7 protein-coding genes and 1 pseudogene are annotated in these 12,324 nt (G+C 71.2%); 6 read left to right on the top strand and 2 right to left on the bottom strand.

All coding sequences use genetic code 11. The annotated features are described in order from the left end of the window. The first annotated feature begins 188 nt into the window (after positions 1–188). From CLM62_RS00090 to CLM62_RS00080, 3 genes are all read left to right on the top strand, one after another. Positions 189–776, top strand: a complete 588-nt coding sequence (locus CLM62_RS00090; RefSeq protein ID WP_095747809.1) for a sigma-70 family RNA polymerase sigma factor — start codon at positions 189–191, stop codon at positions 774–776. Between the two features lie 153 nt (positions 777–929). Further along, entirely contained in the window at positions 930–2,435 is a 1,506-nt protein-coding gene (gene guaB / locus CLM62_RS00085; RefSeq protein WP_095747808.1) for an IMP dehydrogenase, read from the top strand. Between the two features lie 126 nt (positions 2,436–2,561). Further along, entirely contained in the window at positions 2,562–3,686 is a 1,125-nt protein-coding gene (locus CLM62_RS00080) for a GuaB3 family IMP dehydrogenase-related protein (RefSeq protein WP_095747807.1), read from the top strand. A gap of 699 nt (positions 3,687–4,385) precedes the next feature. Here CLM62_RS00080 and CLM62_RS00075 read toward each other — a convergent pair. Further along, positions 4,386–5,597, bottom strand: a complete 1,212-nt coding sequence (locus tag CLM62_RS00075; protein ID WP_095747806.1) for a nucleotide sugar dehydrogenase — start codon at positions 5,595–5,597, stop codon at positions 4,386–4,388. A gap of 316 nt (positions 5,598–5,913) precedes the next feature. Here CLM62_RS00075 and CLM62_RS00070 point away from each other — a divergent pair, with 316 nt between their 5' ends. Beyond that, on the top strand, positions 5,914–7,620 hold the full coding sequence (locus CLM62_RS00070; RefSeq protein ID WP_095747805.1) for a glycerol-3-phosphate dehydrogenase/oxidase: 1,707 nt from the start codon (positions 5,914–5,916) through the stop codon (positions 7,618–7,620). Between the two features lie 121 nt (positions 7,621–7,741). Here the strand turns inward: CLM62_RS00070 and CLM62_RS00065 are convergent. Next, positions 7,742–8,670, bottom strand: a pseudogene (locus tag CLM62_RS00065) (serine hydrolase domain-containing protein). Positions 8,671–8,840: 170 nt separating this feature from the next. Here CLM62_RS00065 and CLM62_RS00060 point away from each other — a divergent pair. Beyond that, entirely contained in the window at positions 8,841–11,111 is a 2,271-nt protein-coding gene (locus CLM62_RS00060; RefSeq protein WP_095747804.1) for a serine/threonine-protein kinase, read from the top strand. A 176-nt stretch (positions 11,112–11,287) separates the two neighbouring features. Then, on the top strand, positions 11,288–12,324 hold a 1,037-nt coding region (locus CLM62_RS00055), incomplete at its 3' end, for a protein kinase (RefSeq protein ID WP_257003593.1).

Raw genomic sequence — 12,324 nt, 5'->3', positions numbered from 1 at the left:
TCGGTGCCCGCTGCTCGTTTCGGCGCGGATGCCGCATCCTTGAAGGTGTGGAGTTCCTCGGGGACGAGTCGGTCGAGCGGAAGGGGAGGGCGCAGGGGATGAGTTCCGGCGCACCTGCTCATAACGCTTCGGTGCACAACAACGGGCACGATGCCACGGATCGCGAGACGCCAAGGCACCATGGACCGATGCGCGACGACGAGGCGGTCACTGCCCACGGGGCCATCGGTGCACTCGTCCATCGCGCCGTCGACGGGGACGAGCAGGCCACGCACGACCTGCTCGCCCATGTCCACCCCCTGGCCCTGCGCTACTGCCGCACCCGTCTGTCCCGCCTGCCGGGCGACGCCCGGCACTTCGTCGAGGACCTCGCCCAGGAGGTCTGCGTCGCGGTCCTCCTCGCCCTGCCGCGCTACCGCGACACCGGACGCCCGTTCGAGGCGTTCGTCTTCGCCATCGCCGCGCACAAGGTGGCGGACCTGCAGCGGGCGGCCATGCGCCACCCCGGGTCGACGGCGGTCCCGTCCGACGAGATGCCGGAACGCCCGGACGACTCCCTGGGCCCGGAAGAGCGCGCCCTGCTGAGCAGCGACGCCGAATGGGCCAAGAAACTGCTGGCCAACCTGCCCGAGAACCAGCGGGAGCTGTTGCTGCTGCGGATCGCGGTGGGGTTGACGGCGGAAGAGACGGGTCAGATGTTGGGAATGTCACCCGGTGCGGTCCGCGTGGCGCAGCACAGGGCGCTGAGCCGGCTCCGGGCACTGGCCGAGCAGTAGGCCCTTCGGGGAGGCGGCGCCGTTGAACGGGCGACGCGCCGGTTCCGTACGAACATACGAAGCCCTCAGGCACCCCGAACCGTGGAATTCGGGACCCTTGCTTCCCGTTAGCATGGACATCCGCACCGATCAAGGCCATTTGGGGAAGGTGTCATGACTGCCAACGTCGACGGAGTGCCCGGTAAATTCGCGACACTCGGGCTGACCTACGACGACGTGCTGCTGCTGCCGGGCGCCTCTGACGTGCTCCCGGGCGCGGTCGACACCTCGTCCCGCATCTCACGCAACGTCCGTGTGAACATCCCGCTGCTGTCGGCGGCGATGGACAAGGTGACCGAGTCCCGGATGGCGATCGCCATGGCCCGCCAGGGCGGCGTCGGTGTGCTGCACCGCAACCTCTCCGTCGAGGACCAGGTCAACCAGGTAGACCTGGTCAAGCGCTCCGAGTCCGGCATGGTCACCGACCCGATCACGGTGAACCCGGACGCGACGCTGGCCGAGGCCGACGCCCTGTGCGCCAAGTTCCGCATCAGCGGGGTGCCGGTCACCGACGGCGCCGGCAAGCTCCTCGGCATCGTCACCAACCGCGACATGGCCTTCGAGACCGACCGTTCGCGTCAGGTCCGCGAGGTCATGACCCCGATGCCGCTGGTCACCGGCAAGGTCGGCATCTCCGGCGCCGACGCCATGGAGCTGCTGCGCCGCCACAAGATCGAGAAGCTGCCCCTGGTCGACGACGCGGGCGTCCTCAAGGGCCTCATCACGGTCAAGGACTTCGTCAAGGCCGAGCAGTACCCCCGGGCCGCCAAGGACGCCGAGGGCCGGCTGATCGTCGGTGCCGCCGTCGGCGCCAGCCCCGAGGCACTGGAGCGCGCCCAGGCCCTCGCCGAGGCCGGCGTGGACTTCCTGGTCGTCGACACCTCGCACGGCCACAACAGCAACGCGCTCAGCTGGATGTCGAAGATCAAGTCGAGCGTCTCCGTCGACGTGATCGGCGGCAACGTCGCCACGCGTGACGGCGCCCAGGCCCTGATCGACGCGGGCGTCGACGGCATCAAGGTCGGTGTCGGACCCGGTTCGATCTGCACGACCCGGGTGGTCGCCGGCATCGGCGTCCCGCAGGTCACCGCCATCTACGAGGCGTCCCTCGCGGCCCGCCCCGCCGGCATCCCGCTGATCGGCGACGGTGGCCTGCAGTACTCCGGCGACATCGGCAAGGCGCTGGCCGCCGGCGCCGACGCGGTGATGCTGGGCAGCCTCCTCGCGGGCTGCGAGGAGTCGCCGGGTGAGCTGCAGTTCATCAACGGCAAGCAGTACAAGTCGTACCGCGGCATGGGCTCGCTCGGCGCGATGCAGTCCCGCGGTCAGGCCAAGTCGTACTCCAAGGACCGCTACTTCCAGGCCGACGTCGGCGCCGACGACAAGCTGGTGCCCGAGGGCGTCGAGGGCCAGGTGCCCTACCGCGGCCCGCTGGGCAACGTGCTGCACCAGCTCGTCGGCGGTCTGCGCCAGACCATGGGCTACGTGGGCGCCGCCACCATCGAGGAGATGGAGTCCAAGGGCCGCTTCGTCCGGATCACCTCGGCGGGCCTGAAGGAGAGCCACCCGCACGACATCCAGATGACGGTCGAGGCGCCGAACTACAGCCGCAGCAAGTGACCGCCACGCGCGCGTAGAGCGTGTTCGAGTCGACCGAGGGCGGTCCCGGAGCATCCGGGGCCGCCCTTGTCGTACCCGTCGGCGATACTGGAAGACGCTGGAACGCATCAGGGAAAGGCCACACACGTGACTGAGATCGAGATCGGGCGCGGCAAGCGCGGCCGCCGGGCGTACGCCTTCGACGACATCGCCGTCGTCCCCAGCCGCCGTACGCGGGACCCGAAGGAGGTCTCGATCGCCTGGCAGATCGACGCCTACCGTTTCGAGCTGCCCTTCCTGGCCGCCCCCATGGACTCGGTCGTCTCCCCGGCCACCGCGATCCGCATCGGCGAGCTCGGCGGCCTGGGCGTACTGAACCTCGAGGGCCTGTGGACGCGGTACGAGGACCCGCAGCCGCTGCTCGACGAGATCGTCGGCCTGCCCGTCGAGGCGGCCACCCGCCGCCTCCAGGAGATCTACGCCGCTCCCATCAAGGAGGAGCTGATCGGGCAGCGCCTGAAGGAGGTGCGCGACTCGGGCGTGGTCACCGCCGCCGCGCTCTCCCCGCAGCGCACCGCCCAGTTCTCCAAGGCGGTCGTGGACGCGGGCGTGGACATCTTCGTCATCCGCGGTACGACGGTCTCGGCGGAGCACGTCTCCGGCTCGCACGAGCCGCTGAACCTGAAGCAGTTCATCTACGAACTCGACGTCCCGGTGATCGTCGGCGGCTGCGCCACGTACACCGCGGCCCTGCACCTGATGCGCACGGGCGCGGCGGGCGTGCTCGTCGGCTTCGGCGGCGGCGCGGCGCACACCACGCGCAATGTGCTGGGCATCCAGGTCCCGATGGCGACCGCGGTCGCCGACGTGGCGGCGGCCCGCCGTGACTACATGGACGAGTCCGGCGGCCGGTATGTGCACGTGATCGCCGACGGCGGCGTCGGCTGGTCCGGCGACCTGCCCAAGGCGGTCGCCTGCGGCGCGGACGCCGTGATGATGGGCTCCCCGCTGGCCCGTGCCACGGACGCGCCGGGCAGGGGCCACCACTGGGGCATGGAGGCGGTCAACGAGGAGCTCCCTCGCGGCAAGAAGGTGGACCTGGGCACGGTCGGCACGCTGGAAGAGGTCCTCACGGGGCCGTCCCACACGCCGGACGGGTCGATGAACTTCTTCGGGGCGCTGCGGCGGGCGATGGCGACCACCGGGTACAGCGAGCTGAAGGAGTTCCAGCGGGTCGAGGTGACGGTGGCGGATTCGCAGCATCGGCGGTAGGCCGTAGGCCGGTAGGCAGTACGGCGTCGAGGGGCTCGGACCTGTGTGGTCCGGGCCCCTTTTGCGTGTCCAAGTGGGGCTGGTGGGGCGCGTTTTGCGGTGGGGGGCGCGTGGTTGCGTTCGGGGCGAATGGGCGTCTGAGGGGCGTTTCGAGGCGATAGTGTCCGTGTTCGGCGACCCAGTTCTCTGGGGCGCCCCCTTCCAAGGACACGGTCCGGACCCCGCCCTCGGGGCCCGGCCCGAAATCCGATGAACCGTCCACCGGGCCTCTGGGCGGCGTCATGGAAGGGGGCGCACTCATGGGGCGTCACCGCAAGCCCACCCGCTGGGACCGAATCCGTCTTCGGATGGTGAAGTTTCGGAGGAGGTGCATCTTGTGGATTTACGGCTGGTGAGCGGCCGCCCCTATGAGCACTAGGGGCGGACACCCGTAAACCGGCTAGGAGCCCGCTGCAGTGTCCGCTGCGGTGGGCTCCACCTTTTTGTACGGTACCGGATCCGCCGTCGGGCGGCGCGGCGCCGGATGAGGCGGATCCGGTGGATTTCCGAACAATGAGCGGCCGCCCCCAAGCGCAGTAGGGGCGGACACCCGTAACCGGGTCCCGCTGCCGGGCCAGCGGGACCCGCCCTCGCACGCTACCGATCTGAGAGCGCCCCGCGCCACCAGCCCCAGAGCCCCAACCACCCACGCGCCCCCCTTCACAACCTGTGCGCCGCCCCCGTAGGCGTAGCCCCCCGCGTATCCAGCAGCAACTGCGCCTTCACCGACAAGCCCTGCAGGTCGTACATCCGATGCTGCTGGAGCAGGATCGTCAGGTCGGCATCCACGGCGGCCTCGTACAGGGAGTCCGCGCGCGGGACCGGGCGGTCCAGGACGCTCCAGGACGGGACGTGCGGGTCGTGGTAGCTGACGGAGGCGCCCAGTTCCATCAGGCGGATCGCGATCTCCTGGGCGGGGGTGGCCTGTTGGTCGGCGAGGTCGGGCTTGTAGGTGACGCCGAGCAGGAGGACGCGGGCGCCTCGGGCGGACTTTCCGTGCTCGTTGAGGAGGGTCGCGGCGCGCTGGATGACGTAGCGGGGCATGTGGCTGTTGACCTGCTGGGCCAGTTCCACCATGCGCAGGGGGCGACCGGAGTGGCTGCCGGTCAGGTCCTGCGGGACGGAGTGGCCGCCGACGCCGGGGCCGGGGCGGAAGGCCTGGAAGCCGAACGGCTTGGTCTCCGCGCAGCGGATGACGTCCCACAGGTCGACGCCCAAGTCGTGGCAGAGGACGGCCATCTCGTTGACGAGGGCGATGTTGACGTGCCGGTAGTTGGTCTCCAGGAGCTGCACCGTTTCCGCTTCGCGGGGTCCACGCGCGCGTACCACCTTGTCGGTGAGGCGGCCGTAGAAGGTGGCGGCCGACTCGGTGCAGGCGGGGGTGAGGCCGCCGATCACCTTGGGGGTGTTGGCGGGGGTGAAGTCGCGGTTGCCGGGGTCGACGCGGCTGGGGGAGTAGGCGAGGTGGAAGTCGCGGCCCGCGCGCAGTCCGGAACCCTCTTCGAGGAGCGGGCGGAGGTACTCCTCGGTGGTGCCCGGGTGTACGGGGGACTCCAGGATCACCGTGGTGTGCGGGCGCAGGTGTGCGGCGAGGGTGCGGGCGGCGGCCTCCACCTGGCCGAGGTCGAGGCCGCCGTCCGCGTCCCGTGGGGTGGGGGCGCAGATGACCGCGGTGCGCACCCGGCCGAGCTCGGCCGGGGAGGTCGTCGGCCGGAAGCCGCTCGCCAGCATCCGGCGCACTTCGGCGGGGCTGAGGGAGCCGGCCTCGGGGCCGGTCCGGTACCCGAGTGTGGGGATGCCGGCGGCGACGGCGGCCTGGGCCAGGGGCAGGCCGTAGGGGCCGAGTCCGATGACGGCGAGATCTGCGGGCATGGCGGTGGGCCGTCCTTCCCAGTAGCCGAAGCGGGACAGGTGCGCAAGCCCAGTGGACAGGATGGACCAGCGCAATGTCACACTAGGAGTAAATATGACCGTTATGTGGGATTGATGACGTGTGTCTTCCCGCGGGTCTGTGACGGCCTTCCCGCAGGGGCGTGTCCGCCTGCCAGCGGGTCCGTGAAAGTTGTCCACAGGCTGGGGCGCGTGGTGGCTGAACTCGGGCAAGCCGGTCAGAATTTTGGGCATGGGGGATACGGACCGGGTCACTCCCCAGGGGTGCGACCGGTGCGACCGACAGCGGGAGGCAGCAGTGAGGACAGCGACACTGGGGCCGGCGCAGCGCGCCGAGTCACTCGCATCGATGGCCGAGCGCGAGTTGGACGTGCTGGTCGTGGGAGCCGGCGTGGTCGGCGCGGGCACCGCGCTGGACGCCGTGACCCGAGGCCTGTCCACGGGCCTGGTCGAGGCGCGTGACTGGGCGTCCGGCACGTCGAGCAGGTCCAGCAAGCTGATACACGGCGGCCTGCGCTATCTGGAGATGCTCGACTTCGCGCTCGTCCGGGAGGCGCTGAAGGAGCGGGGGCTGCTGCTGGAGCGGCTCGCGCCGCATCTGGTGAAGCCGGTGCCGTTCCTGTACCCCTTGCAGCACAAGGGCTGGGAGCGGCTGTACGCCGGTTCGGGCGTCGCGCTCTACGACGCCATGTCGATGGCCCGCGGGCACGGCCGGGGCCTGCCCGTCCACCGCCATCTGAGCCGCCGTCACGCCCTGCGGGTCGCGCCCGCCCTGAAGAAGGACGCGCTGGTCGGAGCGTTGCAGTACTACGACGCCCAGATGGACGACGCCCGTTTCGTGGCGACGCTCGTGCGCACTGCGGCGGCGTACGGCGCGAAGGTCGCCAACCGCGCGCGCGTGACCGGATTCCTGCGCGAGGGCGAACGCGTGGTCGGCGCCCGGGTGCAGGACGTGGAGGCGGGCGGGGAGTACGAGGTCCGCGCCAAGCAGGTCGTCAACGCGACCGGCGTGTGGACTGACGACACCCAGGCGATGGTGGGCGAGCGGGGGCAGTTCCACGTACGGGCGTCCAAGGGCATCCACCTGGTCGTGCCCAAGGACCGGATCCACTCGACGACCGGGCTGATACTGCGTACCGAGAAGTCCGTGCTGTTCGTCATCCCGTGGGGCCGGCACTGGATCATCGGCACCACGGACACCGACTGGGACCTGGACAAGGCGCACCCCGCCGCGTCCAGCGCCGACATCGACTATCTGCTGGAACATGTGAACTCGGTGCTGGCGGTGCCCCTGACCAGGGACGACGTCCAAGGCGTGTACGCGGGTCTGAGGCCCCTGCTGGCCGGCGAGTCCGAGGCCACCAGCAAGCTGTCGCGTGAGCACACCGTGGCGCATCCGGTGCCCGGGCTCGTCGTCGTGGCGGGCGGCAAGTACACGACGTACCGGGTGATGGCCAAGGACGCGGTGGACGCGGCCGTGCACGGACTCGACCTGCGGGTCGCCGAGTGCGTGACCGAGGACGTTCCGCTGCTGGGGGCGGAGGGCTACCGGGCGCTGTGGAACGCGCGAGCGCGGATCGCCTCGCGGACGGGCCTTCACGTGGTGCGCGTGGAGCACCTGTTGAACCGGTACGGGGCGATGGCGGAGGAGGTGCTCGACCTCGTCGCCGCGGACACCTCGCTGGGCGAGCCCTTGCAGGCCGCTGAGGACTATCTGCGCGCCGAGATCGTGTACGCCGCCTCGCACGAGGGCGCGCGGCACCTGGACGACGTGCTGACCCGGCGCACCCGCATCTCCATCGAGACCTTCGACCGGGGCACGCGCAGCGCCCGCGAGGCGGCTGAACTGATGGCGCCGGTGCTGGGCTGGGACAAGGACCAGATCGAGCGTGAGGTCGAGCACTACCAGAAGCGGGTGGAGGCCGAGCGGGAGTCGCAGCGGCAGCCGGACGATCTGACGGCGGACGCGGCGAGGCTGGGGGCGCCGGACATCGTGCCGTTGTAGATCGTGCCGTTGCAGATCGTCCCGGCGCGGCCCGCCGATCCGGCCGCTGCTGCCTGGGCTCGGGCGAACGTCACTCGAACGAGTGGCGCGAACCGGGATCTTCGTTCGGAACCCGGCCGTTCTACGGGGTGCGAGGGCAGAACTCGGCGGCGAGCAGGGCCGGTTCGACGCGGGGATCAGCCATCGCCGTCGTGTTCACGCGGAAGGTGAGGACCCGGCGGCCGTCGACCGTGGCTGCGCTGCGCACGTAGCTGCCGGTGATCCGGCCGTTGTGCCCCCACACCGTGGTGCCGCACGGCAGTTTCACCGGAAACATCCCGTCACCAGCTCGCCCGCGGCTCCGGCCACCCGCGGGTCGAGTTCGGTGACGTCGGTTCCGTCGGCGGCGTAGGAGCGGCCGTGTGGGGAGGGGAGATTCGCGCGGGATCCAGGAAAGGAGGTGCCCGTCAGACCCAGGGGAGCGATGACGCGGCGCTCGGCCTCGGCGGCGTACGAGCGGCCGGTGACCTGCTCGATGACCAGGCCGAGCAGGACGTAGTTGGTGTTCGAGTAGTGGTAGCGGCCGGGGTCGGCCAGGGGGTGGGTGAGTGCGATGCGTACGGCCTGACGAGGGGTGAGGGGGACGACGCCCCCGGTGTCCGCGGTGAAGTCGTACAGGCCGCTGGTGTGGGTGAGCAGGGCGCGCAGGGTCAGCGCGCGGCCCTCGTCGCCCGCTCCGCGCACCAGACCGGGCAGGTGCCGCTCCACGGTGTCGGACAGCTTCAGCCGGTGTTCGGCGGCCAGTTGCAGGACGACCGTCGCGACGAAGGTCTTCGTGATGCTGCCCGCCCGGAAGCGGTCGGTGCGGGCGATGCCCCGGCCGGCCTGGGCGTAGCGGGTGTCGGTCTCCTCGCGGGCCAGCAGTGCCGCGGCGGGCGCGCCGTCCGGCGCGACCAGCAGCGGAAGGAGTGTGTCCGAAGGCGGGAGCGAGGGCGCCGAGGAGGCGGCCGAGCCCAGGGAGAGGAGGGTCAGGGACACAGGGACGGCCAATAACGTCCGAAGCGGCTGCACCACGAGTACTCCCTTGTCGCGGCCCATCATGCAGGGCGGCGGAACGGCGGCTCACCGGGGACCCCGCGTAGGGAGCACTCCGGGGGCAGCCAGAGGCACCCGGGGCGTTGGGCACTTGTCGGGTGAGGGACAATGGAGGCTCTGTCAGGGCGGGTTGTATGAGGGGACGCATGTCGGAGGCGGAGAGGGCGGGGACATCTCGTCAGGAGACTCGTCAGGACAGCCGTGGGCGTCTCCTCGCGGGTCGGTACCGGCTGGGTGAAGTGCTCGGCCGCGGCGGCATGGGCACGGTGTGGCGGGCCGAGGACGAGACGCTGGGCCGGACGGTCGCCGTCAAGGAGCTGCGGTTCCCGTCCAACATCGACGAGGACGAGAAACGGCGGCTGATCACGCGCACGCTGCGCGAGGCCAAGGCGATCGCGCGGATCCGCAACAACAGCGCGGTGACGGTCTTCGACGTGGTCGACGAGGACGACCGGCCGTGGATCGTGATGGAGCTCGTCGAGGGCAAGTCGCTCGCCGAGGTCATCCGGGAGGACGGCCTGCTGGAGCCCAGGCGTGCGGCGGAGGTTGGTCTGGCCATCCTCGACGTGCTGCGGTCCGCGCACCGCGAGGGCATCCTTCACCGCGACGTGAAGCCGTCGAACGTGCTGATCTCCGAGGACGGCCGGGTCGTGCTCACCGACTTCGGCATCGCCCAGGTCGAGGGCGACCCGTCGATCACCTCGACCGGCATGCTCGTCGGCGCGCCCTCCTACATCTCCCCGGAGCGGGCCCGCGGCCACAAGCCGGGACCGGCGGCCGACCTGTGGTCGCTGGGCGGTTTGCTGTACGCGTCGGTCGAGGGCGTACCGCCGTACGACAAGGGCTCGGCGATCGCGACCCTGACCGCCGTGATGACCGAGCCGCTGGAGGAGCCGAAGAACGCGGGGCCGCTGAAGGACGTCATCTACGGCCTGCTCACCAAGGATCCCGCCAAGCGGCTCGACGACGCGGGCGCGCGGACCATGCTCAACGCGGTGATCCACGCGCCCGAGCCGAAGACGGCCGAGCCGGAGCCGCCGTTGGACGCGACGAAGGTCGTACCGCTGCCGGTGCCGCCCGAGGAGCGTGCGGACCGGCGGAGTTCGGGCGGCAGCGGGAGCAAGCGGGGCGAGGAGGCGGCCGAGCGGTTCCGTGGGGCGCTGCGTTCCGTGCGGAAGGCCGCCGGGGCGGCGGGGGCGGCGGCCTCCGCGGCGTCGTCCTCGGCTCCGACCCGCAGCAAGTCCGGTAGCGGGGAGGCTGTCTCGGGGGCTGGCTCTGGTACGGCGGCTTCGGGGTCCGGTAGTGGTACGGGCGCTGTGGGTTCCGGCTCTGACGCGACGGCTTCGGGCGCCGGCTCCGGTAATGCGACCTCGGGTTCCGGCTCCGGTAATGCGACCTCGGGTTCCGGCTCCGGTACGGCGACCTCGGGTTCCGGTGGGGGCGTTCGCTCGGAGAAGGGCGCGTCGAGTGTGTCGACGGCGTCGGCTTCGAGTGGGGTCTCCGGTGCGGAGGGCCGCGAGCCGGGCGCGCGGAGAGCGGGTGCCGCGTCGACGGGCGGGGCGAACAGCGCGGCGTCGGGCGGTGCGTCGGGCGGACGGAGTTCCGGGTGGCCCGTGATGACGCCGCCGGATCTGCCGCCGCGGCCCGTGCCCAGGGCGCCGCTCACCGATGTGGTGCCGCGTCGGACCCTCATGATCATCGCGGTGGTCGTGGTGCTCGCCGTGATCGGGACCGTGCTGGCGCTCACGCTCGGTGGCGACGACAAGAGCTCCGAAGGGGCCAAGGGCGGCGGCACGAAGGTGACGGCGGGCGCCGGCGCGAGTGCCGACACCAAGGATGACGAGAACGGCGGCACCCGTGCGGACGGCTCGGCGACCGAGTCCGCGACGACGGGATCGGGATCGCAGAGCACGCCGAGTGGCGGGGCGAGCGCGTCCGACGGCAGTGGAGCGGGCTCGGACGGTTCCGCCGGATCCGACAACAATGTGGTGGCCTCGACGCACAAGGGGAGTCAGGGGTACTCGCTCGGGCTGCCCAAGGGATGGGACTACCAGTCCACGGGTTCGGCGGGGGATCGTTTCACCGGCCCCGACGGGCAGAGGCTGCTCGTCGCCTGGACGTCCACGCCGAAGGGCGACCCGGTGGCGGACTGGGAGAACCAGGAGCGGTACATGACGCGGTCCCAGTACAAGAAGATCCGCATACAGCAGGTGGACTACCGCGGTTGGAACGCGGCCGACTGGGAGTTCACCTATGTGGAGAGCGGGACGAAGTACCGGACCATCGACCGTGGCTTCGTCGTCGACGACCAACTCGGATATGCGCTGATGTACACGGCGAAAGCCGCGAAGTGGGACAGCGAGCTGCGCGAGAACACATGGCGGACGCTGGCGGAGACCTTCGAACCGAAGCCGTGAGGGATCGGTCTGGCGTCCCGGACATTGAGATCGGGCCTCAGATCTCGCATCCTCTCTTTGCGGGTTGCCTCCGGCACGTATCGTGAGTGCTTGCGGACCGTACGCATCCAGGAATTCATGCGGAACGGGCCGCGAGGCGAACGGAATTGACCAACCGGGCGGCCGGGGGAGGCAACGTGGACGACTATGCGGGCCGGGTACTCGCCGACCGCTACCGCCTGCCGCTGCCGCCGTCCGACGAGTACGAACTCACCGAGACCCGGGCCTTCGACACCTACAGCGGGCAGGAAGTCCTGGTCAGGCAGGTGCCGTTGCCGGAGGTCGTCGAGGCGGAGGTGCTCGACGCGGAGGGGCTGCCGGACGGTTTCATGGCGCGGGACTCGCGGGACTCGCGGGACCGTGGGGCGCGGCGCCCGCAGGCGCGCATCGGCACGCGGCGGCCGGCCGACCCTGCCGTACGGCGGGCCGTGGAGGCGGCGCAGGCCGCCGCGCGAATCCCCGACCATCCGCGGCTCGACCAGGTCTTCGACGTGTTCGCCGACGGTGGTTCGCTGTGGATCGTCAGCGAGTTGGTGGCCGCGCGGCCACTGGCGGCGCTGCTCGCCGAAGAGCCGCTGACGCCGTACCGGGCGGCCGAGGTCGCCTCCGACGTCCTCACGGCACTGCGGGTGCTGCACGCCCACGGCTGGGTGCACCGGAACATCACCGCCCGCACGGTGCTCGTCTGCGACGACGGCCGCGTGATGCTGACCGGCCTCGCGGTCGGCGCGGCGGAGGAGGCACTGTGCGGGTACGACCCGGTGCCGGCCGAGGCGGGGGAGTGGGGCGGCGAGTTCGGTGACGCCGGTGGATCCCAGGGGGATGGTGATCCCCAGGGGGACGGTGGTTCCCATTCAGGCGGTGGCCTCGATGGGCCCGGTGGATTCCGTGGGCCCGGTGGATTCGGTGGGCCCGGCGGTCCCGGTCCGTCCCGTGGCCACGGTCCGTCCGGCGGGCCCGGTGTGTCCGGTGGTACGCACGGGGGCGGCGGTGCGATCGGGTTCGGCGGGGTGGATCCCGAGGCCGCTCGGCGGGCCGCCATCGAGGCTCGGGCGGCCGGGGGATTGCCGGCCGCCGGGTCGGACGCGGCGAACGTGGCGAACCGGGTGGACGGTGCGTCGTCCGAGCTCGCCCCCAGGGCCGTCGACGCCGGTGCGGACATCAGGGCGGCGCG

This window comes from Streptomyces sp. SA15 (assembly GCF_002291145.1).
In the GTDB taxonomy this organism is placed as follows: Bacteria; Actinomycetota; Actinomycetes; order Streptomycetales; family Streptomycetaceae; genus Streptomyces.
This window is presented reverse-complemented; position numbering and strand designations above follow the sequence as displayed.